Consider the following 23,256-nt stretch of genomic DNA (forward strand, 5'->3'; position numbering starts at 1 on the left):
GTCGTTCGCGAGGCGCTGTCTGCTCTCGTGAACATCGACCTCGCACCGATACGGGTGCCTTCCGAGTCGATGTCCTGTCTCACTCAATCGAGTCGTTTTCTCACGGACCGAGTCGTTCGGGCTTCTGTCTCAGCGAACCTCGTCGCGCCGTTGAGGGTGTCGGGGGTGCTGGATGGCTGTACCGGCAGGGGTGGATCAGGCAGGGACGTGCATCGAGTTGTCCTACCTGCTCGCAGCTGTTCTGGCTGCACTGGCATGACGGTGAGCGGGCGCGTCGGCACGCCCCGGACTGCTTCGTTCGCTGAACGGAGTTCGACCGGAGTGGTCACTTCGCGGCCATGGAGGAGCCGGGTCCTGCTCGTCGGCGACATCCGCGCCTTCTTCCGTACCCTGCGCGGCCTCGCGAGCCACCCGTGACGCGCCCGGCTCCATCCACCCGAATGCGGTCCGTGTCGTCCACAGGGTCCGCGGCCAGGGCATGCAGATTCTGAGCTGCACCCCGTTGGACGCTCGGACCGTCATGGACCGAGCCATTCCGCTCTCTTCCGCTCCAGTGCCGTCCTGGCCGGAGCTTCGGCCATGCCCTGGAGAACCTATGGCACGCATGCCCGGCGCCGCCTGGCGGCCCGTCGTCAACGCCCACAAGAACGGTGTCCTCGAACACCGCGGCCTGGTCCTGCACGTCCAGGACGGCACCAACAGTCCCTACGGCTACTTCAACAATCCCGCCAAGCCGGTCAGCTCCGACTTCTGGGTCAGCACCATGGGACGGATCGAGCAGTACGTCGAGACCGGCGTCGACTACGCCTTCGCGCAGCATCTGGGCAACCCGTACTACGCCAGCGTGGAGACCGAAGGCCACCCGGACACCCCGCTCACCTCTGCCCAGGTGGAGGGGGTGGCGCACATCTACGCCTGGGGGAACTCCACCTTCGGCTGGCCGCTGCAGGTCGTGGACAGCACGACCCAGCCCGGTCTGACCTGGCACGGCGTCGGCGGCGACGCCTGGGGCGGGCACCCGCACTGCCCCGGTGACAAGCGCAAAGCACAGCGCGGCCGGATCATCGCCCGCGCGACGGAGATCCTGGCGCTCGACACGGACGGCGAGCCCAGCATCGACCTCGGCCGCCTCATCACCCTGACCCGCTCCGACCCGGGCGCCGCGCAAGACCACCTGACCTACCCCGACGGCGTCCGTCTCGTCGAGGGGGCGCTGCACGCCAAGGGCCTGCTCGACAACATCAACACCAACGGCGACTTCGGGTGCCTCACCATCGCGGCGTACGCGGCGTGGCAGCGGCGCCTCGGCTACAAAGGTGCCGCGGCGGACGGCGTCCCCGATCAGCTATCCCTGACCAAGCTCGGCCAGCGGTGCGGCTTCACGGTCACTGCCTGACCGAGTAGGTCGACATCAGCCGGCTTGCCGACATGCCACGAGCCTGGTCCACAGCGGACTGATCACACGGGTCCGCGACTACATGGGGTGTTCACGAGAGGCTGTGACCTGCCGTATTGGCGGGTCTTGAAGATCGCTCCCCAGAAGCCGGGAGATCGTTCCCCAGACCTTCGGCCGGGGTCGGCTGTCAGTGCCACGGCCTAGGGTCGCGCCATGACTCGCATAGATCTGAGTGCCTTCGATCAGGCGTGGGACGGTTTTGCCTCCTGGCTGGCAGCGAACTCGCCAGCGGACCGTGCGGCGTTACGGCTGCCTGCTACCCGGGAGGAGATCTCTGGGCTTGAAGCAGGGCTGGGCTTCCCTCTCCACCCGGAGCTGCGGGCCTTGCTGGAGCGGCACAACGGGGTCGTCGGTCTCCGGAATGACGTGCCGGTGGGGGGACAGCCGGGCGGCTTCCTCCCGCTGAGGCATCGGCTGAGCTGCACGAGCGAGATCGCGTCGACGCACCGGTGGCTCGTCGGCTTCGGCGAGGACAACCTCGCGTCCGGGCTGTGGGAAGAGGACCATCTCAACGGCCATGCTCATCAGTGGGTCCCGTTCGCACTCCCCATCGACGGGGGCATCGCTTTCATCGACCACCGCCCCGGCCCGACGTATGGCCACGTCTATGAGATGGGCATCGGCTCGGGCGACATCGACGGAGTCGAGTGGGTGCCCAGCCTGGCCAGGCTGTTCCATGATCTGACCGAGTCCCTGGAAGCCGGAACACCCTTCAAGTGGTACTGGCCAGGCCTCTGCGAGCTGCCGTCAGGACAGCGTTGCGTCGACTGGGATATTCGAACCTGAGCCAAGCGCTGCCACTTCAGGCCGGCGTGAAGCCGACTGGCAACGTCTTGCCAGCTGGTCCAACTCCCGGGCGGCAGTTGACGGTTTGGCGTGCTGGGGCGCCTGGTGTTCCCTACCGTGTGCGGCGTTGAGCTGATCTTCTGGTGATGGGGGGCCTGGGCGGGGTCGGCAGGCGACGAGGTCACTGCGGCTCAGGGCCTGCGGGCGGCTGTCAGGTTCTACTCGGCCAAGGCTGACAAGCTGCAAGGTCACCATGGGGAGTTGGAAGCAGAGCCGGCCGCGTTGCAGGTCAAGCTGGCTGCGGTGCAGGCCGACATGGCCAAGGCCCGGACTGCGCGCGATCAGCTGGCCGATGCTCTGGAGGAGCTCCTCGCAGACGTTCCGCCCCCTCCCCAGGAGACTGCACAGGCACCTGAGGAGCCGGACTCTTCGGCTGACGGAGAGGCAGGTCCTGCCAGTCGGCCGGGTGCGGAGTCCGGCAGCGGCCGCACGGGCTCTTCCCCGGAAGGGGCGAATTGTGGGGGAGACCGGTCGCGGCCTTCGCCCGGCTGTGCGGATGCCCGGCCGCGTCGTCCGTCGTCCCCAGCGCGCCGACTTCGAGTGCGGCTGGTACCGCGGCACTGGCCGTGTGCAGCTGACACAGCAGATCGCCGCTGAAGCCGAGGGCGTACATGCCGAGCAACGCCTGCAGGGCGACGGTCAGTTCACGTGCCGACAGCCCGCCGTCGGCCGCCCGCAAGGCGAGCGGCAGCACCACGGCCAGGTGCGCGCCGAGCAGGATCACGATCGCCAGGGCGTGCCGCCGCGGGCTGATCCGTGCGCGGCGCAGCCGTACGATCCCCTCCCACCAAGCCGTACTGAACCGCTCCACCAGCCAGGGGCGCAGCCCGAACAGCCGCACTTCCTTGGCCGCGGGTGCGGTGGTGGCCAGCTCGCGCAGGTAGGCAGCGCGCCGCAGTTGCCCCGTCTGTGCGCCGTGCGCGCTCACGGACCGGCCGATCTCCTTCTCCTGCCAGCGGCCGGTGACCACCCAGCCGGCACCGAGGACCAGCGGCATCCACCAGTCCCCGGCCAGCCGAGCAGGACCGCGCTGACCAGGCCGGTCAGTCGCAGGGGCACCAGGCCCGCCGGCGCGATGACCGCCTGGCCGGGCGGATGCGCACCCAGGGCGACCGCCCGCGCCCGCTCGATGCGGTCGGCCACCTCGGGGTCGTCCAAATGCCCGATCTGCGCGGGCCGCAGGGCGCCGTCCACCGTGCGCTGGGCCATGGCGCCGTCGACCGCGGTGCACAGGCGCGCGGCGGCCATGGTGCGGATCGGGTCGAGCGCCACGTCGAGGACGAGCACGAGCGCGAGCAGAGCGAGCCCCGCCACCATGCCGCTCCGGGACGGCGGACTGCCGGTGAGCGCGGCCACCAACTGTCCTGTGGCCAGCGGCAGTAGCGCGGCACCCGAGGCCTGCGCCAGGACGAGTACCGCGAGCGCGAGGGTCAGCCCCCGCGCGATCCGCGGCAACTGCCGTACCAGAGCGACGACATTGCTGCTGTGTGCCATCACCGGATTCACCCTCCGCCGGATGGGAGAAAGTGCGCCGAAATGAACGCGGTGGCCACCTCAGAACAGAAGCGGCCACCACATGTGCGTCTCACCGTCAGTCGCCGACGGTCGGGGGCGGATACATCATGGCGATTCACCTCCTCTCGGCGGGACCACTGCTGCGGACGCCAGGAACGCTACGGCGGAGCGCTCGGCGGGCGAATCCGTAATCGGGTACGGAAGTTCGGCGCGCAAGTACGCAGTCGGCGCCTCCGTATCCCGTACGTACGCTCCGTGCGTACCGCGCGTCCGTCCTTGCGTACCGCTCCACGGACGACCGGACACGTGGTGCGTTCCTAGGGTGCGGGGCCAGGACTGCACGCCGGCCACCGACTGGGAGAGGCACCCGTGGACGATATGAAGAACCCCAACGCGGTCATCTGGGACGTGACTTTCGCATGCCCCTTGCGCTGCGTTCACTGCTATACGGAATCGGGCCGGCGGCCCGCGAAGAATCTCACCCACGACGAGATGCTGCGCGTCGCGGACGCCATCATCTCCCTGCACCCGAAGATGATCACGCTGTGCGGTGGCGAGCCGCTGACCATCAGGCGGATCGCCGACGTGGCCCGGCACTTCGACGAGGCGGGGGTGCGGGTCTTCCTCTACACCAGCGGCTGGGCCCTGCCGGCCGCGGCGGTCGAGGCGCTGTCGGACGTGGTGACCAAGGTCGTGGTGAGTCTGGACGGTGCCACCGCCGCGACCCACGACCGGATCCGGGGCCGGGCCGGGTCCTTCGAGCGGGCGACAGGCGCCCTCGCCCGGATCGAAGCGGAGGCCGGGCGGCGGCTCGCGGACGCTGGAGCGGCTGCGCAGGGCCGCACCGCCGTCGGTCACGGTGGAGACGACCGAGAACTTCGAGGTTCAGATGAACCCGGAATTCCTGGCCCGCACCCCAAGCTTCCGGCCCATGGAGATCGAACCGGACGGCGAGGTGCGCGCGATGCCCATCTACGAGGGCACCGTGGGCAGTCTGCTCACCGAGGACCCGCTGGTGCTGTGGCGGCGTTCGTACGAGCGCTGGGCGGACCCGTTCGTCGTCGAGCAGCTGGGCGCCATCCGCACCCGCGCCGACTGGGCCGAGGCGGTGCGCCGTATCGACGCGCGGTTCGCCTCGCCCGAGGACCGGACCCGCATCGTACGGCGGCCGGTGTTCGTGCCGGCACAGTCTCCGATCCGATAGGGGACTGGAATTTGCCTAAAGGCTTTAGGTAACTCCATAATCGGTCCTGCCGAGCGGAAGGAAGGCCATGGCACGCGCAGGACTGACCACGGAACGCCTCGCCAGGGCGGGCGCCGAACTTGCCGACGAGGTCGGCTTCGACCAGGTGACCGTCTCGGCGCTCGCCCGGCGGTTCGACGTCAAGGTCGCGAGTCTGTACTCGCACGTGAAGAACTCCCAGGACCTCAAGACCCGGATCGCCCTCCTCGCCCTCGAGGAACTCGCCGACCGGGCCACCGAAGCCCTGGCGGGGCGGGCCGGCAAGGACGCCCTGACCGCCTTCGCGAACGTCTACCGGGACTACGCCCGGGAGCACCCCGGGCGCTACGCCGCGGCCCAGTTCAGGCTCGATCCGGAAGCGGCGGCCGCCAGTGCGGGCGGCAGGCACGCGCGGATGATGCGGGCGATCCTGCGCGGCTACGACCTGACGGAACCCGACCAGACCCATGCTGTCCGGCTGATGGGCAGCGTCTTCCACGGCTACGTCGCCCTGGAAGCGGCGGGAGGTTTCAGCCACAGCGCCCCCGACTCACAGGAATCCTGGGCACGGGCCCTGGACGCCCTCGACGCACTGCTGTGCAACTGGCCCGCACGACAGACACGATCGGCAGGTTGAGACGATGCAGGTTGAGACGATGTACGACTGGATCACCACGCCCATCACCGCGGACCTCCTGCGCGGTGCCCTCGACCTGGAGCGCACCGAGCACGGGGTGCTGCCGCACCGGCTGCCCGCCCGGGCCCGCGCCCAGAACATCGACGCCCAACTCGCCCTGGCGGAAGCCCAGCCCGCCGGTGTGCGCCTGGTCTTCCGGACCCGTGCCACCGCCGTCGAACTGGACACGCTGCCCACCAAGCGGGTCTACGCGGGCGCCCCGCCCCGCCCGGACGGCGTGTACGACCTGCTCGTCGACGGCAGCCTGGTCGGCCAGGCCTCCGTGTCCGGCGGCAACACCCTGACCATCGACATGGCCGCCGGGAGCGCCACCCGGCAGCCCGGTCCGGCCGGCACCCTGCGCTTCACCGGGCTGCGCGACGGCGTCAAGGACGTCGAGATCTGGCTGCCGCACAACGAGACCACCGAGCTCGTCGCCCTGCGCACCGACGCCCCGGTCGAGCCCGCACCGGACCACGGCCGCAAGGTGTGGCTGCACCACGGCAGTTCGATCAGCCACGGCTCCGACGCCGCGAGCCCCACCACCACATGGCCCGCGCTCGCCGCCTCCCTCGGCGGCGTGGAACTGGTCAACCTGGGCCTGAGCGGCAGCGCCCTGCTCGACCCGTTCACTGCCCGAGCTCTGCGGGACACCCCCGCCGACCTGATCAGCGTCAAGATCGGCATCAACCTGGTCAACGCCGACCTGATGCGCCTGCGTGCCTTCGCCCCCGCCGTCCACGGCTTCCTCGACACCATCCGCGAGGGCCACCCCACCGCACCGCTGCTGGTCGTCTCGCCCATCCTGTGCCCCATCCACGAGGACACGCCCGGACCCAGCGCCCCGGACTTCACCGCCCTCGCTGCCGGACAACTGCGGTTCCGGGCCGCGGGCGACCCGGCGGAGCGCGCGGCCGGGAAGCTGACCCTGGGCGTCATCCGGGACGAACTGGCCCGGATCGTGGCGCAGCGGGCGGCCGAGGACCCGAACCTGCACCACCTCGACGGCCGTGCCCTCTACGGCGAGCCGGACGTCGCCGAACTCCCGCTGCCCGACGAGCTCCACCCGGACGCCGCCACCCACCGCCGCATCGGCGAACGCTTCGCCGGGCTCGCCTTCGCCGCCGACGGCCCCTTCGGCGTGCCGATGCCCCCGCTCGTCACCAACTGAACGGGGGCATCGTGAGAGAGGGGAGCAGAGAGGGGAGTTACGACGCGGGACGCTCCAGGTACCCGGTCGTGTAGAAGTACTCCAGGTAGCGGTCCAGCAGCTCCGCATCCACCGGCGGGCAGACCAAACCGCTTGCGGCGAGGTCGCGTTCGACGTTGGCCCGCCCCAGTACGGGGAAGGTGCCCTCGAAGTACATCTCCTTGACCGACATGTCCGCCTTGTGGGTGCGGTCCACGCACAGCGACATGAACGGCGCCGTCGCGCTCGTCGGGTTCTCGGCCACGTGCCGGACCAGCTCGTCCACCCACTGCGCATAGGGGAGTTCACGGATGGGGTGCCCGGCGGCGCGCATCCGGTCGAGCATGTCCTGGAAGCTCGCGGGCCGCGGGTTGGTCAGGTGGTACGTACGGCCGGTCGCGGGGTGCGTGGTGGCGATGTGCACGATCGCGTCCGCCAGGTAGTCCACCGGCACGAAGTCCATCGGCAGCGGGATGTCGGGGGCGAGCCCGGTCTCCGCGATGGTCTTGAACAGCGAGCAGATCGCCGTCTCGGTGTTGCAGGCGCCGCTGCGCCGGTCACCGGTGATCTCGTACGGGCGGTAGACGGCCACCGGCACCCCCTGGCGCGCGGCGTCCTGGAGCACCTGCTCGGCAACCCACTTGCTCTCGGCGTACCCCATGGTGAGCCGGTCGGCGTGCTCGAGCGGCAGGTCCTCCCCGACCTGCCGTACGCCCGCGGTGCCGAAACCGGCCACCACCGCGATGGTGGACAGGAAGTGCACCGGTACGCCACGGCGGGCCGCCAGCCGTACGATCTCCCGCGTGCCGTCGACGTTGGCGCTGCGCAGCGCCTCGTACGGGTACAGGAAGTTCACCTGCGCCGCCGAGTGGACCACGAGGTCGAGGGTGTCCGCGAGTTCCTCGGCGCGGCCCGGGTCCAGGCCCAGGCCGGGGCGGGCGAGATCGGCGGGGAAGCACACGACGCGGTCGGCGGCCTCGGGGTGCTCCAGGCCGTAACGGGCCAGGTTCTCGAGCACCTTGTGCCGGGCGTGCGCCTCGTCGCGGCTGCGCACGGGGCAGTGGACCCGGGCCCCGGTGGTGCGCAGGAAGCAGTCGAGGAGGAAGGCGCCGACGAAGCCGGAGGCGCCGGTCAGCAGGACGTCCCGCGGCTGCTGCCACTGTGGCTCGGGCCCCCGGCGCTCCGGCAGCTCGAAACCGAGCCGGCCCTCGGCGTGGAAGTCCACGGCCGGGCCGTCGGCGGACACGTTCTTGCCCCGCACGGCGTCCACGGCGGAGGCGAAGCCCTCCAGCGTGGGCCGGCGCAGCAGGCTGTGGATCAGCGTGCTGCCGTGCCGGGCGTCGAGGTCCAGCGCGGTGAGGGTCCGGTTGACGGCCTCCGCCGCCAGGAGCGAGTCACCGCCCAGGCCGAAGAAGTCGTCATCGGGTCCGGGGCGCACCGACAGGACCGTCTGCCACACCTCGGCCAGCGTCTCGTGCAGGCCGGACAGGCGCACGGGCGCGGGCCGTTGGTCCTCGCCCGGATCCGCCAGGGCGCGCAGCCGCTGCCGGTCGACCTTGCCCGCGGCCGTCACCGGGAACGCGGCGACCTCCGTCAGCCGGGACGGCACCGCCGCCGCGGGCAACCAGGCGGCGAGGTGCTTGCGGACGCGGTCGACGGGCACGGCCGTGCCGGGGCGGGCGGGCGTCACGTACGCGGCGAGCGTGTCCCCGTCGAGCTCGACGACGGCCTCGCCGACCGCGTCGTCCGCCCGCAGCCGGGCCTCGACCTCGTCCAGCTCGATGCGGTGCCCGCGGAGCTTGACCTGCCGGTCCGCCCGCGCGCGGTACTCCAGCGCGCCGTCCTCGCGCAGCACGGCGCGGTCACCGGTGCGGTAGAGACGCGTACCGGACCCGCCGGTGGTGAAGCGTTCGGCGGTCAGTTCCGGGTCACCGAAGTACCCCAGGGCCAAACCGTCCCCGCCGACGAACAGTTCGCCTTCTTCTCCCGCGTCCGCGACGGTGCCGTCCTCGCGCAGCACATGGCACGAGGAGTTCTCCAGCGGGCGGCCGATGGGCACGGCGGTCGCTCCGGGCGGCACATCGTGCACCAGGTGCGCCGTGGACACCACGCTGTTCTCGGTCGGGCCGTAGAAGTTGACCACCGTGGTGTCCGGGCAGGCGTCCAGCACGGCGCGGGCCAGATCCGGGGCCATGGCCTCGCCGCCCGCCGAGACGAACCGCAGCGTCCGCAGCGTATGCGGCCGGGTGCGCGCCACGTGGTGGAACACCCCGGTGGTCAGATAGGCGATGGTCACCCGGTCCTCCAGGAGCCGGGCCTCCAGCGCCGCGGGGGACAGCAGTTCCTCACGGTCCACCAGGACCAGGCACGCGCCGCCGAGCAGCGCCGACCATATCTCGATGGTGGAGGCGTCCGAGGACAGGCCGTAGGCGTGGAGCACCCGGTCCCCGGGCCGCGGCCGCTGGGAGACCAGGTCGGACGCGGCGAGCCGGAGCACGCCGCGGTGGGGTATCGCCACCGGCTTGGGGCGGCCGGTCGAGCCGGAGGTGAACATCACATAGGCACGGTCGTCCGGGCCCGGAGCGGACTCGGCCGGCCGGGACGGCCGGGCGGGCGCCGGGCCGTCGAGTTCGACACGCGTGCGCACCCGCCGGATACGGCAGACACTGCCCGGCAGCGTCACGACCGTGTGCACCGCGGCGTCCTCGGCCATCGCCTGAAGCCGCCTGGGCGGGGAGGTGTCGTCGAGCGGGACGTACGCGGCGCCCGCCTTGAGCACGCCGAGGAAGGCGACCAGCGCCTCCAGCGAACGGCCGCCGTACACGCCGACGTTGTCGCCGCGCCGGACTCCGGCGTCACGCAGCCGCTCGGCCAACGCGTCGGAACGTTCCTTCAGTTCGCCGTACGTGAGGGTCCGGCCGTGATGCATTCCGGCTGTCGCACGCGGACGTATTTCCGCCCGGGCGTCGAACGCCCGGGATAAGCTCTGCAAGCTCTGCGAATTCTCGCCCGAATCGGCTTCGAAAGCCGTCGTGGGACGGGCGATGGTGTCGAGCGGCGCCACGGTGGCACTCTCCCTGTTGCTCTGTGTCTTGTTTTTCACGGCTGTCCGGCCGTGAATCAGCTGAACTCCGCCGCGAATGCAGAGAAATCGGCGGTACGCCACCGCTGCGGCTTCATGCGCAGCAGAACGTCCTCGGTCAGCTGGTGGCTATTGGTCTCCAGATAGGCCGGCGCCGTCTCCGCGTCCAGGTACCGGTGCGCCAGGGCATCCCGGTCGGCCGGGGGCACCGGGTCCTCGACGGCCACCACCGGGCCTTCCACGCTCACATACCGGTACGGTGCCGTTTCGTCCTGCACGCACAGGCTGAACCGCCCGGCGTCGCGAACGAGGCGGCCCTTCACCGAATTCCGCCCGGTCTGGACGATCACTTCTCCGCCGGGGCGGTAGTCGTACCAGACCGGGACGAGCAGCGGAGCGCTCCCGCCCCGCGGGTCGTCAACTCCCAGAACCCCCACATGCAAACCGGAGAGAAACTTCTCCCGGTCCTCGACGGACATGCCAATGTCCATTGCACGCACCTCACTTGTGAAGATCCTTCAACGGCCTCACAAGCACTGCCCTCACGCACCTTGTTCAATCACCGCCGCGGGCGATTGTCCGAAAACGATCATGCGCGCCTCGCGAGGGCGGCCTCTCCCGCGGCGCAGCTCCGGCGCAGTGCTGCGAGCTCGTCGTCCGGCAGCCGGAGGGACGCGCCGCGGCGGCTGCCGTCGAGCATCGCGCGTCCCGTGGCGAGCCACTCCGCGCGCGGTTCCACCCCGATGAACGCGGCGAGGCGTTCGAGTTCCCGGTCCGGCTCGTCCAGTACGTCCTCGTAGGCCAGCGTGGTGCGCGACGGCGCGGGCACGGCGTCCAGATGGGCCACCGCTTCGGCGACCAGGCGTGACCACAGGTCGCCGAACGCGGTGAGCGGAATGGGACGATCCCACACCAGGGCCGGGTCGAAGCGCTCGCCGAGCAGGGGAGCCAGATCGGCGGGGAGGGCCCGGACGTGTTCCTCCGTGAGGTCGGCGAAGTGGTCCACGCCGGACCGGCTGAGGATCTCGCGCAGCAGGAAGATGGTCCGGTAGCCGGAGTGCTTGCTCATGGAGAGGGCGCAGTCGGGCCCGGACCGGACCAGGTGGACGAACCGTGCCTCCGGGAACGTCGCCCGCAGTCGGGGTGTCCACGCGGTGGAGTAGCCGGAGCGCTCGACGACGGCGGTACGGCCGAACCGTGCGCACAGGGCGCCGAACAGTGCCCGGTAGTGCTCGGCCGCAGGGCGGTGCGGCCATTCCCGGACGTCGTCGGCGAGGTCGTCGAACAGCGTGTCCGGGGTGTCGGAGAGGTGCGGCAGGACCATGAGCAGGACGGCGGGGATGCCGGCGGTTTCGGCTGAGTACCGTCCGGGAGCTCGCGTATAGAGGAACTCGGGGAGAGGGATGCCCGAGCGGATCATGGTGTCGAAGACCGGGTTGGGGTCGGCCAGCAGCCTCCAGAACTCCGGCCCGGAGAGCGGGTGTTCGGGAAACCCGTCCGATCCCACGGATGCGAGCAGCTCATTGAGGCTGAGTACATCGGGATGGGCGCGGACGATCCGGGACAGAGCGGTCGACCCGCTCCGCCCTGTACCGACGACGAAGGTCAGTGTGGGCACCGACCGCACGATAGCCGGATCCGGCCGGGACGTCATCGGCGCAGTGATGACATCCCGGCCGATCCGTGCCGGGGTCAGCCGGGGTCAGTGGTTGAAACTCGCGTTGCCCATCGAGGGGTTGTTGGCTCCGAGGATGTCACCGGCGTTGCCGGTGGCGTTGACCGGAACGTTGAGCGGGACCTGGAGCACGTCGCCGGAGAATGCGCCGGGGGAGCGGGAGGAGCATCCTTCGGCCTCGTCGCCGGCGGCGGCGGGGCCCGCGCAGGCGAGCAGGGCGGCGGCTACCAGGCCGATCGAGGCGATGACGGTACGTGCGCGCATGGTGTTCCTCCAGTGCTGTAGGGATCACGGAGGTTTTCACCAGTTAGATAATCTGAATAACGCTCATCGCCCGGACGGACGCGCAACTTTCATCCCTTCAGGCCCGCTGACCTCCCCGCTGCCGGGCGTCCGAGCGGGAGCGTTCCAGGGTGAAGACGTCGACCGGGGTCAGGTCGCCGTGCGGCCCGTCGAAGGTGTAGTAGGTGACCCGCATCCGGGTCCGGCCGCCGCGGCGGTCACCGGGGTCGACGTCGAACGCGGCGAATCCGTGGGTGTGCTCGCGGTCCTGCACGGCGGCCCAGGGCGCGTCCTCGGATATCCACACGGGCTCCTTGTGACCGGACGACGTCTTCTCGTCGCTCAGGCGGACCAGGACCCGGGCGTGCGGGGTGTCGAAGAGGTCGTCCTGGGAGGTGGCGATGTTCCCTCCGGCGCCGATGACCATGTGGACCGTGCCCTTGTCGGTGTCGATCAGGTCGGTCCGGGTCGAGACCGGGATCGGGGTGCGGGCCTCGTTGGGGAGGGTGCCGCGCACGGGGTGCGACCGCTCGTAGTGGTGCTCGTGGCCGCTGACCACCAGGTCGACGCCGTACGCGTCGAACAGCGGGCCCCAGGCGGCGCGCACCCCCAGGTCGCTGCCCGCGCTCTTGTGGCTGGAGATCATCGGCTGGTGCATGCACACCACGATCCAGTCGATGTCCCGGTTCCCCCGCGCGGCCTTCAACTCCCGCTCCAGCCAGCGCTGCTGGGCGCCGTCCGAGTAGCCGCTGATATAGGTGTCCCCGCCGTCCTGGATCGCCACGTCGTCGTTGGCGAGGCTGATGAAGCGGACCGCGCCGACCGTGAACGCGTACCACATGCCCCGGGTCTCCTCGTCCGAGGAGGCGGACGGCTGCGGCAGCGCGAAGTAGGTCTGGTAACCGGCGGCGCCGATGGGGCCGTTGCCCTTCTCGTTCTCGTGGTTGCCCGCGCACGGCATCCAGGGGCGCAGCCGGGTGGAGCGGCTGTTGCCGATGAACCAGTCCGCCCAGGTCGCCACCCGGCTCGTGCCCCACGCGCCGGCGATCGCCGCGTAGCACAGGTCGCCGTTGACCAGGTTGAACAGCGGGGCGACCCGCTCGACGGCGGACACGATGTCGGCCGAGGCGGGCGAGCCCACCTGGCTGCTGGTGTGCAGCGGGTAGCGGTTGACGGGGGAGGGGACGCCGTCCGGCAGGTGAACGACCCGCCGCAGGTTGGGCGTTGCCTGGTCGCCGAAGCTGGTGAAGGTGAAGGCGCTCCGGCCGTGCGGGGCCGTGGTGAACGAACCGGTCTCCGGGGTCGCGCCGTCGTGCCCGGCCGTATAGAGGTAGGCGGTCGCCGGGCGCAGGCCGGTGATCCGGGCGTGGTGGACGTACACCTCCTCCTTCGACAGGCCGTCGCGGTAGGTCCGGGTCTCGGCGTCGACGACCCGCCCGCCGTGCCCGCCCTCGGGCGAGCCCAGCCGCACCTGCGGGCGCCGCACCGACTGCGGGGTGATCCAGGAGACGGTCATCTCGCTCGACGGGTCCGTGCCGAACTGCAGGTGGACGCCCAGGACGCCGGGTGCCCCCAGCCGGTGCGGCCTGCTCTGCAGCAGCGGTGCTGCCGCGGCGGCCTCCCCGGCGGTGGTGCCGACCACCGGGATGGCCGCCGCCGCCGTCGAGCCCTTGAGGACGGATCTGCGCGTGATCGCCATGAAACACCCTTGGTGACGTGGGGGGTTGATGATTCAGCCGACCCTAGGTGATCAATGGTGATCTTGACCAGGTCATTTCAACGATGCTGGAGTGCCTTGACGTTGTCCCCGAACGTCCACGCCCTCGACCCGTCCCAGTTGACCGACCAGGTCATCAGTCCCTTCAAGCCGCCGCCGTACGTGTTCCACGCCTGCGCCACAAGGTCCGGCGTCATATAGCCGCCCCCGGCGCCCGGTTGTGCGGGGAGGCCGGGGACCTGCTTGTCGTAGGGCACCCTGATGGTGGTGCCCTGCACGACGAGCCCGGTGTTGAGGCAGTCCGTCTGGGCCGTGAACCCTTCCACCGTGCCGGCGGAGTACGAGTCGCCGGAGCAGCCGTACATGTTGCCGTTGTAGTACTGCATGTTCAGCCACCAGAGGCGGCCGTTGTCGGCGTACTTCTTCACGATGGGCAGGTACGCGCCCCAGATCGAGCCGTAGGTGACGCTTCCCCCGGTGACATAGGCCGCCTCGGGGGCCATGGTGAGGCCGAACTCCGGTGGCATCCGGTCGAGTACGCCGTCGATGACGCGGATGAGGTTGGCCTGCGAGGGCGACAGCCGGTTGATGTCGCCGCTGCCCGTGAGGCCGGTCTCGATGTCGATGTCGATGCCGTCGAAGTGGTACGCCTTGAGGATCGGCACCAGCGTCTCGACGACCCGGTCGGCGACGGCCTCGGAGCCGAGGTCGATGCCGGAGGTCGCGCCGCCGATGGACATCAGGACGGTGAGACCGGACTTCTTCGCCTCGCACATCTCGGCGGGCGTCGCGACCTTCACCGTCGCGTCCATCCCGTCCTCCCACAGCACCGTGCCGTCCGAACGGATCACGGGGAACGCGGCGTTGAGCACCGTGTAGCCGTGGTCACGGATACGGGGGTCGGTGACCGGGGTCCAGCCGAACGGCGGGTGGACGCCGTTGGCCGCTCCGTCCCAGTTCTCCCAATAGCCCTGCAGGACGGGGCCCGTGGGTCTCGGCCGGACCGCGCACGGGTCGTCCTCCGCCGTGCTCGGGGCCGCGGCCACCAGCAGTTGCACGACGCAGGCCAGGACGACGGCGATCAGGGTCGGTCTGAGGGCGCGCATGCGCGGATTCTCTGTCTCCTTGACGGTTTAACCAAGGCGAGAAACCGGCCATGGTGCGGGCCGGTTGACGCCGTCTCTGCTTCCATGGCGCCCGACCGCCATCGGCTCGGAGAGGTCAGGTGCACCATGACGGCATATCGGTACCTTTCACGTCGTCGTCTCCTCGGCGCGGCCGCCCTGGGGGCGGCGGTGCTCACCGGAGCGACCACGATCTGCGCGGCTCCGCAGGCCCGGGCGGATGCCAGGGTCCGCGACGGCGCGTTCGTACCGGCGGTGGTGGTCGGCACCGGATACGGTGCGGCCGTCAGTGCCCTGCGACTCGGCGAGGCGGGCATCGAGACGCTGATGCTCGAGATGGGCCAACTGTGGAACCGGCCCGGGCCGGACGGCCGGATCTTCTGCAGGATGACCGCCCCCGACCGGCGCGCCTGGTGGTTCAGCTCCCGTACGCAGGCCCCGCTGTCCACGTTCCTCTGGCTCGATGTGGTCAACCGGAACATCGAGCGCTACGCCGGGGTGCTGGACCGGGTGAACTTCGATGAGATGGCCGTGTACGTGGGGCGGGGAGTCGGCGGAGGCTCACTGGTCAACGGAGGCATGGCCGTGGTGCCCAGACGCGTGTACTTCGAGGAGGTGCTCCCGCTGGTCGACTCCCGGGAGATGTACGGCCGTTATTTCCCGCGGGCGACGACGATGCTCGGGGTGAACGGCATCCCGCGGGACTGGTTCGAGAGCACCGAGTGGTACAGGTATGCCCGGGTGGCGCGTGGGCAGGCGGCCAGGGCAGGGCTCCGTACGGTATTCGTGCCGAATGTCTATGACTTCGGCTATATGCAGCGTGAGGCGGCCGGAGAGGTTCCCAGGTCTGCGCTGGCCACGGAGGTCATCTACGGCAACAACCACGGCAAACGGAGCCTGGATCACACCTATCTGGCCGCCGCCCTAGGCACCGGCCGGGTCACCATCGCATCCCTGCACCACGTCAGGGCCGTGAGCGGTCGCCCCGGCGGCGGCTATGTGCTCACGGTCGACCGGACGGACGCCCACGGCAGGCGGCTGGCCCGCAAGGAGATCGCCTGCCGTCACCTCGTCCTGGCCGCGGGCAGCCTGGGCTCGACCGAACTCCTGCTGCGCGCCCGTGAGACGGGGACGCTGCCCGGCCTCGGCCCCGAGATCGGTACGGGCTGGGGACCGAACGGCAACGTCATGACCGCCCGGGCCAACCACCTCTGGAACCCCACGGGAGCACACCAGTCGTCGATCCCCGCGCTCGGCATCGACGACTGGGACAACTTGGATACTCCGGTCTTCGCCGAGGTCGCCCCGCTGCCCGCCGGCCTGGAGACCTGGGTCAGCCTCTATCTGGCCATCACCAAGAACCCCGAACGAGGCACGTTCGTCTACGACAAGAAAACGGACCGGATGCGCCTGGACTGGACCCGCGACCAGAACCGGCCGGCGGTCGAGGCCGCGCGCTCGCTCTTCGGGCGGATCAACCGGGCCAACCTCACGGCGTACCGGTACGACCTGTTCGGCAGCAAACCCAAGGCGTTCGCCGACGACTTCTGCTACCACCCGCTCGGCGGCTGCGTGCTCGGCAGGGCCACCGACGACTACGGGCGCGTGCGCGGCTGCCGTAATCTCTACGTCAACGACGGTGCGCTGATTCCCGGTTCGATCGGCGTCAACCCGTTCGTCACCATCACGGCCCTGGCCGAGCGGAACATCGAGCGTGTCATCGCACAGGACATCGCTCCCGGCGGACGGGGCCGTTGACACACCCTGGAAGGAACAACAGTCACGTGAGCAGCAACACCGCCGACAACGGCCTGTGGATCCGCAGGTACGAGCCGCGCCCGGACAGTGATGTCCGGCTGGTCTGCCTGCCGCACGCCGGTGGTTCGGCGAGCTTCTTCTTCCCGGTGGCGAAGGCGATGCCGTCCTTCGCCGACGTCCTGGCCGTGCAGTACCCGGGCCGTCAGGACCGTCTCGCCGAGCCCCGCATCGAGTCCATTCCGGAGCTCGCCGACCGGGTGTTCGCGGCCCTGCTCCCGTGGGCGGACCGGCCGTTGGCCTTCTTCGGGCACAGCATGGGCTCGGTGCTGGCCTTCGAGGTCGCCCGGCGCTTCGAGCGCGAGAAGGGCATCGTCGCGACCACGCTCTTCGCCTCCGGGCGCCGGGCGCCGTCGGTGCAGCGCAGTGAGAGCGTGCACCTGCGCGACGACGCCGGCATCGTCGCCGAAATGCAGAAGCTGCAGGGCACCGACTCCCAACTCCTCGGCGACGAGGAGATCCTGCGCATGATCCTCCCGGCCATCCGCTCCGACTACCGGGCCATCGAGACCTATGCGTACGAACCCGGCGAACCGCTGCAGTGCCCCCTCGTCGCCCTGACCGGTGACGCCGACCCCCGCGTCACGATCGACGAGGCCAAGGCGTGGGCCGGCCACACGACGGGGCCGTTCGACCTCAAGGTCTTCACCGGCGGCCACTTCTACCTGGCGCACCACCAGGCGGAGATCAACGCGGAGATAGCCGGCCGGCTCGAGGCGGCGCGCGGAGCCTAGCCCGCCCGCACGGGGGGCGGGCTACGACGACTGGACGTCGCTGTTGTCCTGCCCCTCGTGCGAGAGCCAGCTGGCGAAGGCCGACGCGCTCGCGCCGCGGCCGCGTGTGCTGCTGAGCCGGCCGTCCATGCCCAGGACGACCACGGCCGTACGGCCCTGCGCGTCCCGCACGATGCCGGGCGTGCCCCGGTACGGGGCGCCCTGCCCCCGCCACGGGCCCGGGCGTCCGGAGCCCACGGACAGCCGGGCCTCGCCCTTGTCGTCGCGGCCCGCGACGACGACGGTGCGGCCGTCCTGGAGGAGCGCCACCCGGCCGTAGCCGCCGACGGCCGGCAGCTCGGCCGTCTTCTGCCAGCGCTCCTTGTCCGGCTGCCAGTCGGCGATCTGCACCTGGGACCGGGCGGTGCCGGGCGCGCGGGTGGCCAGGCGCATCCCGCCGCCGGACAGCGGGACGAGGCTCAGCTCGCCCGCGCTGGTCGGCAGCCGGGTCGGGTCGGCCATGCGCGGCGGTTCTCCCGGATTGTCGGACATCCAGTGCAGGACCGTCTTGGTGTCGGCGGCGACCACGTGCATCCGGCCCCGCTCGTCCACCTCGGCGTCGAGCCCGTCCTGGATCCGCACCGGCTCCCCGTCCACGGGCAGGTGGTCCCAGTCCGCCCAGTTGCGCCCGCCGTCGCCCGTACGGAACATCACGCCACCCGCCCAGTCGCGCGCGAAGACATGGACCGTGCCCTTCTTGTCCAGGGCGGCGACGGGATAGCCCACCTCCATCGACCGCTCCGGGTCGTCCTCGGGAGAGCCGAGGGACTCCCAGGCGGGGAACTCCGGGGTCCTGCCGCGCCCCGTCGGGCCCGTCTGCCGGGTGGTGACGATCTCCCGCCGGTGCGGCGAGCCGGGCGTCGGCAGCACGGTGCGCATGGAGAACAGCTGCAGCGAGCCGTCGGCGTGGCGCAGCACCTGCACCTGGCCCTCCAGCATCGAGCCGCCGGCATGCGCCGGCCCGGACCAGGCGCCGCTGCCCGCCCTGGTCTCCGTCCAGCACTGCACGGCACCGTCCAGCAGGGCGAAGGCGGCGAGCCGGCCGTCGGGGAGGGGCTGCACCCAGCGCTGGGTGCCCGTCGCGCGGTGGCGGCAGTTGTCGGACCAGCGCACGTCCTTCGAGCGCTTGCCGACCTTGCGGTCGCCGCAGCCCGAGGGGTCGCCGCAGTCCTTGCCGTCCGCCCAGCCGTAGGTGTCGAGGATCTTGATCTTGTGCGAGGTGGTTCCCGCGTCGAGGTTGGTCGGCAGGAGGGAGACCTCGTAGCCGACGTAGCTCTCCACGGCCGTCGGACGGGAGCGCTTGCGTCCCCAGTACTCGGCCAGTGCCGCCTGCGTGAAGTGGGCGGCGGTCGTGTGGTCCTGGTGGTCGTAGTGCAGCAGGCCCTCCAGCACCGGGGGCACGTTCGGGTAGCGCTCCTGCTGTGCCCGGTGGGTCGGGTTGGGGTCCAGGGTGCGCACGACGGTCGGCCGGTAGCGCTCCAGCACCGCGACGAGGGAGTCGATCACCTGCTGGCGCTCGTAGTGGAAGACGCGGTCGACGGGGCTGTCCGTCGGGACGAGCGTCGGCAGCGTCCTGGTGGCGCCGACCCACAGCCCGCGCAGGCTCTCGACCCGCGGCACCTTGAGGTACCGCGCCTCCACCAGCTCCATGAAGATCAGCTGTATCTGGGGGGCGGCCCGCAGCGTGTGCAGCTCGGCGTGGAAGCCGTGCAGCAGCGTGGTGGTCTCCACCTTCCAGGGGCTGAGCCAGTTGCCGGTGGCCATCTGGGCGGTCGCCTCGCGGAGGCCGTTGATTCTGGCGCGGACGAACTGCGGACGGCGCTCCGGCAGCTTCCCGTAACCGGGCGTCTGGTAGAGCGCGTTGCGCCCGTCGGACTCACCGCCGGTGAGACAGACCGTGACGGTCGGGGCGCCGCTGCGGACGGACTGCTCGAGCTCCGGGTTCATGAAGTACAGCGCGTCGTCCGGGTGCGCTATGACGTGCACGAACGACTCGGACGTCACGGCCTTCGCGGGGCTCGCGGGGAACTCCCCGTGCCGGTGCTGCGGCGCCGCGTCGGGCGAGAGCCACTGCCAAGCGCCCACCGCGGCCGACCCCACCACCAGCCCACCGCCGGTGAGCTGGAGCATCCGACGCCGCGATATCCGCTCGGGCACAGGTGTCCCCCTTTTTCCTGCGCCGGAGAGCGCGGTAGTGCAAACAACTGGTAAGAAAAGGGGCGAAGTTCAACAATCGCCCCGTCACCGAATCGGTACGATCCTACGACTCGGGGTCCGCTGTTTTCCGACTGTCGTGTAACAGCCAGACGTCGGCGAGGCATAGATTCCGAAGCGATCACGCAAACATCGGACGAAGGGCCTGTGAACCGTCACCCGGGCTGCCGGTCGTGGAGGATTCGCTGGAAAAGGACGTGGTCACGCCACTCGCCGTTGATGTGCAGGTAGTTCCGGGCGATGCCGATGCGCTCGAAGCCGCACTTGGCCAGCACCCGCTGCGAGGCCGCGTTGGCGAGCACGGTTCCGGCCTCGATCCGGTGCAGCCCGAGCACGTCGCCGGCGGCCTGGCAGGCCGCCTCCACCGCGGCGGACGCCAGGCCCCGGCCGGTGTACGGGGCGGCGACCCAGTAGCCGAGGTTGGTGCTGTGGAACGCGCCCCGCACGATGTTGTTGAGGTTGACGACGCCGGCGATCTCGCCTCCCGCGTCCAGCACCCAGGGCATCACGCGCCCGGCGCGGCGCGACTGTTCCAGCTCGGCCAGGCGGGCGGCCTGGCCCTCCTCCGTGTAGAACGCCTCGTTCCGGCGGGGCTCCCAGGGGCTCAGGTGGTCACGGTTCGCGGTATAGGCCCGGGCGAGGGCCGCCGCGTCGTCCGTGACCACCGGGCGCAGGACGACATCAGTGGTGATGGTGAGGTGCTTGGTTGGCATGCCCCCACCATAAAACGGTGTCAGTCCAGCTCTTGCGCGGGCTTGTCCTTGCCCGGGACCTCCTCCGGACCCAGGATCCGGGAGTCGCCCGGGTACGGACGGCGCCAGCCCGTCGCCTCATACCAGGCAATCCGGTTCATTTGCGCCGGATTGACCCGGTCGAGTTCGGGCTCGGTGCCGCCGGTCGACTGTCGGGCGCTCCACTGCTCCCACTGTCCGGCCAGCCGCTCCATGCCGTTCGGCACGCGCAGGTTTCCGGGCGGGGCGGCGGAGGGGTTCTTCTTCAGCCCGCGGTCCAGCGGCACTTGATTGGGCAGCGCGGTGAACGGGCGGGTGTCGGGGCGGTCCGTGAAGGCGTCGAACATCGGCTCCGCGGCCCGGTCGAGCTGGTTCATCGGCTGGATGCCGAGGATCTGCTCGATGGTGCGCACCACGTTGAGCTGCGAGTAGTAGGTGCTCACCACGGCCCCGTGCCGTGCGTACGGGCTCGCGATCCACAGCGGCGCCCGGTGTCCGTCGACGTGGTCGACGCCGTCCTGCGAGTCGTCCTCCAGGACGAAGACCGCGGACGACTTCCAGAACCTGCTGTGCGAGAGCGCGTCGACCAGCCGTCCGACCGCCAGGTCGTTGTCGGCCACCATCGCCGTCGGGTAGGGGTCCTTGCCGCTGGTGCCGGCCGTGTGGTCCTGGGGCAGCGTCATCAGCGTCAAATTGGGCAGTTTGCCGGTCTTTTCCGCCTTCCGGAAGTGCTGGAGCCAGACATCGATGCGGTATTGGTCCGGGATGTCCGTGTCGAAGGTCGGGAAGTCCGGCTGGTTGATCGCCGTCAGGGAGGGGATGTCGGACGTGCTCGGGTACTTGCCCGTCGGCACCGGCAGCTCACCGCTCTCCTTGCCCTCCAGGATGCGGGACGCCTTGTACCAGTCCGACCAGCTGGGCTCTCCCTTGGGCGGCAGCTGGAGGTTGACGTACTCGCCGTAGTTCTCGGCGGTGCGTCCCGCCCGCCGGGCCGCGTCCCACAGGAAGCCGGTGCGCTGGTAGGCGAGCGCGTCGGCGCCCTGCGAGGGGTAGCTGCGGTAGAAGGCGCCGAACTCCTTCTCTATGTAGTCGTTGGCGTCGGCCTGGGTCAGCCAGTTGTGGCCGTCCGCGGACAGCGTTCCCTCGTCGTAGAAGTTGTCGAACAGGCCGAACCGCTCGGACAGCGCGTGCTGGTTGGGGGTGATGTCCCTGCCGAACTGGGCGAGCCCCGGGTCGCTGTCGCCCTTGCCCATGTCGCCGTGCACCTGGTCGTAGGTCCGGTTCTCCTTGACGACCAGGAAGACGTGCTCGATCGGGGAGCGCTCCCCGAGGTGCGCCGGGACGGGCACCGGCCGGGCCAGCGGGTCGGCGAGGTTGCCGCGCCCGAGCAGCTTCTCCCAGTCGTTGTTGACGAACACGCGGTGCGTGAGCCTGCCGAGCTGCGACGTGGAGGGGCGGGCGAACACGGTGAGGGTGCCGGTGTCGTTGTAGGTGTTGTGCCCTGTCGCGGGTTTGGTGTCCGGCCCGTCGTGGACGGTGGAGACCGGGCCCCTCGAGCCGATGCCCCTGGCGTTGGTGACGACGACCTTGCGCAGCCGCGCGTCGTACTGGACGTTCACCGGGTACCAGTCGGTGGGGATCAGCCCCTCGTAGTGCACGGGCGTGCGCGGCCCGGACCAGCGGTACTGGGCGAGGGCGTTGTCGCGGCCGAGCGACACCAGGATGTGCTCCGGGTCCGGCATGGTGATCGCGTTCGGGTGGCTGCCGGTCTTCGAGCCGGGAAGCGGGTTGGTGTTGAACGTCTGGGTGACGCGCTGCCTGCGGATGTCGATGACGGAGACGGAGTCGGCGTTGCTGTTGGCCACGAGCAGGGAATCGCCGTGCAGATGAAGGGCGGTGGGCTGGAGCCCCACCTTCACCGTGCCGGTCTCCTTCCCGGCGGCGAGGTCGACGACGGACACGGTGCCGGTGCTCGCGGCCCCGGTCGTACGGTCGGCGACCAGCGGTGTGCCGTCGGACAGATTGGTGAAGTCCTGCGGCCCGGCCGGGCGTCCGCCCTCGTTGCTCACGTACGCCCGGCCGCCGGCGACCACGACCTGGCGGGGAGCGTTGCCGACCTTGATCTCCTGGACGAGCCGGGCGGCCTCGGTGTCGACGACCCCGAGCGTGTTGCTGCCGTTGAGCGCGACGTACAGCCGTGAGCCGTCGGGCGAGAGCGCCATGCCGCCGGGCAGCGCACTGCCGTGGGGTCCGCTGAGCTTGACGACGCGCGGCCCCGAGACCTTGCCGTTCCGTCCGACGGCGAACCGCACCAGATCGCCGGCCTGCGGGAACCACAGGCTCTTGCCGTCGGGGGAGTACACCGGTCCGTCCGTGCCCGCCGACCCGTCGCCGATCCGAGGGTCCTTGCCCGTGCCGGTGCCGACCTGCTGGATCACCTTGCCCGAGCGGGCGTCGAAGACGGTCAGGAATCCGGTGAAGCTCTTCCAGGTCAGGGCGGCGACCCGGGTGCCGTCCGGGCTGAGCGCGCTGGACAGCAGCCGTCCGCTGTCGATGCGGTGGCGGGTGCCGAACGGGCTGATCCGCTGGTTGGACGGGAGCAGGATGCCCTTCGCGGTCTCGGTCCCGTCGACCTTGTCCTTGCCGAAGCCCCCGTGCGGGCCGGCGGCCCCGACGGCGGCGGTGGAGGTGAGCGCGGCGGCCATGGCGAGCGCCGCGACGGCGATGCCTCTGTGTCTGCGCAGCTGTCTCATGGCGGAAGACGGTACGACTGGCATGAGCATGCCGATAGGTCCGGTGCACGACGGCGAAGTGGACAGCGGGCAAAGCTTCGCCCAGGCGGCCGCACCATGATCCACCCCCTACTGCGGTATCACTCCACGGTTGGCCCCGTGGTCCGACGCCCGGCCCCGTACCCCCTTCCTACGTTTCCCTCGCCA

At 70.5% G+C, this 23,256-nt stretch carries 18 protein-coding genes and 1 pseudogene; 8 read left to right on the forward strand and 11 right to left on the reverse strand.

Going from position 1 to position 23,256, the window contains the following annotated elements; all coding sequences use genetic code 11:
* The first annotated feature begins 595 nt into the window (after positions 1-595).
* Both ACV530_RS18675 and ACV530_RS18680 read left to right on the forward strand, forming a co-directional pair.
* Positions 596-1,396: an N-acetylmuramoyl-L-alanine amidase gene (locus ACV530_RS18675; RefSeq protein ID WP_494333657.1), complete on the forward strand. Its 801-nt coding sequence runs from the start codon at positions 596-598 to the stop codon at positions 1,394-1,396.
* A 213-nt stretch (positions 1,397-1,609) separates the two neighbouring features.
* Positions 1,610-2,242 (forward strand): SMI1/KNR4 family protein, encoded by a 633-nt coding sequence (locus ACV530_RS18680; protein WP_494333658.1) that lies wholly within the window; start codon positions 1,610-1,612, stop codon positions 2,240-2,242.
* Positions 2,243-2,531: 289 nt separating this feature from the next.
* Here ACV530_RS18680 and ACV530_RS18685 read toward each other — a convergent pair whose 3' ends face one another.
* Positions 2,532-3,299 carry a hypothetical protein gene (locus ACV530_RS18685; RefSeq protein WP_494333659.1) on the reverse strand — a complete coding sequence of 256 codons (768 nt, stop codon included), beginning with the start codon at positions 3,297-3,299 and terminating at the stop codon, positions 2,532-2,534.
* Complete coding sequence (locus ACV530_RS18690) at positions 3,227-3,796, reverse strand: hypothetical protein (protein WP_494333660.1); 570 nt, start codon at positions 3,794-3,796, stop codon at positions 3,227-3,229. The genes ACV530_RS18685 and ACV530_RS18690 overlap by 73 nt, the downstream gene beginning before the upstream one ends.
* 399 nt (positions 3,797-4,195) lie before the next feature.
* Here ACV530_RS18690 and ACV530_RS18695 point away from each other — a divergent pair.
* From ACV530_RS18695 to ACV530_RS18710, 4 genes and pseudogenes are all read left to right on the forward strand, one after another.
* Positions 4,196-4,546: pseudogene (locus ACV530_RS18695) on the forward strand (radical SAM protein); the annotation flags it as partial.
* 202 nt (positions 4,547-4,748) lie between these two features.
* Entirely contained in the window at positions 4,749-5,021 is a 273-nt protein-coding gene (locus ACV530_RS18700) for a hypothetical protein (protein WP_494333803.1), read from the forward strand.
* Between the two features lie 67 nt (positions 5,022-5,088).
* Entirely contained in the window at positions 5,089-5,676 is a 588-nt protein-coding gene (locus tag ACV530_RS18705; RefSeq protein ID WP_494333661.1) for a TetR/AcrR family transcriptional regulator, read from the forward strand.
* 4 nt (positions 5,677-5,680) lie between these two features.
* Complete coding sequence (locus ACV530_RS18710; protein ID WP_494333662.1) at positions 5,681-6,886, forward strand: GDSL-type esterase/lipase family protein; 1,206 nt, start codon at positions 5,681-5,683, stop codon at positions 6,884-6,886.
* 37 nt (positions 6,887-6,923) lie between these two features.
* Here ACV530_RS18710 and ACV530_RS18715 read toward each other — a convergent pair whose 3' ends face one another.
* The 6 genes from ACV530_RS18715 to ACV530_RS18740 form a co-directional block, all read right to left on the reverse strand.
* Positions 6,924-10,007 carry an amino acid adenylation domain-containing protein gene (locus ACV530_RS18715; protein ID WP_494333796.1) on the reverse strand — a complete coding sequence of 1,028 codons (3,084 nt, stop codon included), beginning with the start codon at positions 10,005-10,007 and terminating at the stop codon, positions 6,924-6,926.
* A gap of 17 nt (positions 10,008-10,024) precedes the next feature.
* Positions 10,025-10,477, reverse strand: a complete 453-nt coding sequence (locus ACV530_RS18720; protein ID WP_494333663.1) for a pyridoxamine 5'-phosphate oxidase family protein — start codon at positions 10,475-10,477, stop codon at positions 10,025-10,027.
* Positions 10,478-10,575: 98 nt separating this feature from the next.
* Positions 10,576-11,604: a sulfotransferase gene (locus ACV530_RS18725; protein WP_494333664.1), complete on the reverse strand. Its 1,029-nt coding sequence runs from the start codon at positions 11,602-11,604 to the stop codon at positions 10,576-10,578.
* Positions 11,605-11,688: 84 nt separating this feature from the next.
* Entirely contained in the window at positions 11,689-11,925 is a 237-nt protein-coding gene (locus tag ACV530_RS18730) for a chaplin (protein WP_494333665.1), read from the reverse strand.
* 97 nt (positions 11,926-12,022) lie between these two features.
* Entirely contained in the window at positions 12,023-13,642 is a 1,620-nt protein-coding gene (locus ACV530_RS18735) for a purple acid phosphatase family protein (protein ID WP_494333666.1), read from the reverse strand.
* 77 nt (positions 13,643-13,719) lie between these two features.
* Complete coding sequence (locus ACV530_RS18740; protein WP_494333667.1) at positions 13,720-14,766, reverse strand: chitinase; 1,047 nt, start codon at positions 14,764-14,766, stop codon at positions 13,720-13,722.
* Between the two features lie 126 nt (positions 14,767-14,892).
* On the opposite strand from ACV530_RS18740, the gene ACV530_RS18745 reads away from it, so the two are divergent.
* Positions 14,893-16,542: a GMC oxidoreductase gene (locus ACV530_RS18745; protein ID WP_494333668.1), complete on the forward strand. Its 1,650-nt coding sequence runs from the start codon at positions 14,893-14,895 to the stop codon at positions 16,540-16,542.
* Between the two features lie 26 nt (positions 16,543-16,568).
* On the forward strand, positions 16,569-17,333 hold the full coding sequence (locus ACV530_RS18750; protein WP_494333669.1) for a thioesterase II family protein: 765 nt from the start codon (positions 16,569-16,571) through the stop codon (positions 17,331-17,333).
* 21 nt (positions 17,334-17,354) lie between these two features.
* Here the strand turns inward: ACV530_RS18750 and ACV530_RS18755 are convergent, their stop codons facing one another.
* From ACV530_RS18755 to ACV530_RS18765, 3 genes are all read right to left on the reverse strand, one after another.
* Positions 17,355-19,529: a PIG-L family deacetylase gene (locus ACV530_RS18755; RefSeq protein WP_494333670.1), complete on the reverse strand. Its 2,175-nt coding sequence runs from the start codon at positions 19,527-19,529 to the stop codon at positions 17,355-17,357.
* Positions 19,530-19,741: 212 nt separating this feature from the next.
* Positions 19,742-20,299, reverse strand: coding sequence for a GNAT family N-acetyltransferase (locus ACV530_RS18760; RefSeq protein WP_494333671.1), 558 nt, complete (start codon positions 20,297-20,299; stop codon positions 19,742-19,744).
* A gap of 20 nt (positions 20,300-20,319) precedes the next feature.
* Complete coding sequence (locus ACV530_RS18765) at positions 20,320-23,070, reverse strand: bifunctional YncE family protein/alkaline phosphatase family protein (RefSeq protein WP_494333672.1); 2,751 nt, start codon at positions 23,068-23,070, stop codon at positions 20,320-20,322.
* Positions 23,071-23,256 lie beyond the last annotated feature (186 nt).

Source organism: Streptomyces sp. SX-6 (assembly GCF_059089585.1).

Excerpts from the sequence above, each read along its gene's own strand:
- ACV530_RS18720 (WP_494333663.1), bottom strand. The coding sequence starts at position 10,477 with ATGGACATTGGCATGTCCGTCGAGGACCGGGAGAAGTTTCTCTCCGGT.
- ACV530_RS18675 (WP_494333657.1), top strand. The coding sequence starts at position 596 with ATGGCACGCATGCCCGGCGCCGCCTGGCGGCCCGTCGTCAACGCCCAC.
- ACV530_RS18765 (WP_494333672.1), bottom strand. The coding sequence starts at position 23,070 with ATGAGACAGCTGCGCAGACACAGAGGCATCGCCGTCGCGGCGCTCGCC.
- ACV530_RS18705 (WP_494333661.1), top strand. The coding sequence starts at position 5,089 with ATGGCACGCGCAGGACTGACCACGGAACGCCTCGCCAGGGCGGGCGCC.
- ACV530_RS18690 (WP_494333660.1), bottom strand. The coding sequence starts at position 3,796 with ATGGCACACAGCAGCAATGTCGTCGCTCTGGTACGGCAGTTGCCGCGG.
- ACV530_RS18685 (WP_494333659.1), bottom strand. The coding sequence starts at position 3,299 with ATGCCGCTGGTCCTCGGTGCCGGCTGGGTGGTCACCGGCCGCTGGCAG.
- ACV530_RS18745 (WP_494333668.1), top strand. The coding sequence starts at position 14,893 with ATGACGGCATATCGGTACCTTTCACGTCGTCGTCTCCTCGGCGCGGCC.
- ACV530_RS18735 (WP_494333666.1), bottom strand. The coding sequence starts at position 13,642 with ATGGCGATCACGCGCAGATCCGTCCTCAAGGGCTCGACGGCGGCGGCG.
- ACV530_RS18730 (WP_494333665.1), bottom strand. The coding sequence starts at position 11,925 with ATGCGCGCACGTACCGTCATCGCCTCGATCGGCCTGGTAGCCGCCGCC.
- ACV530_RS18700 (WP_494333803.1), top strand. The coding sequence starts at position 4,749 with ATGGAGATCGAACCGGACGGCGAGGTGCGCGCGATGCCCATCTACGAG.
- ACV530_RS18740 (WP_494333667.1), bottom strand. The coding sequence starts at position 14,766 with ATGCGCGCCCTCAGACCGACCCTGATCGCCGTCGTCCTGGCCTGCGTC.
- ACV530_RS18680 (WP_494333658.1), top strand. The coding sequence starts at position 1,610 with ATGACTCGCATAGATCTGAGTGCCTTCGATCAGGCGTGGGACGGTTTT.
- ACV530_RS18760 (WP_494333671.1), bottom strand. The coding sequence starts at position 20,299 with ATGCCAACCAAGCACCTCACCATCACCACTGATGTCGTCCTGCGCCCG.
- ACV530_RS18710 (WP_494333662.1), top strand. The coding sequence starts at position 5,681 with ATGCAGGTTGAGACGATGTACGACTGGATCACCACGCCCATCACCGCG.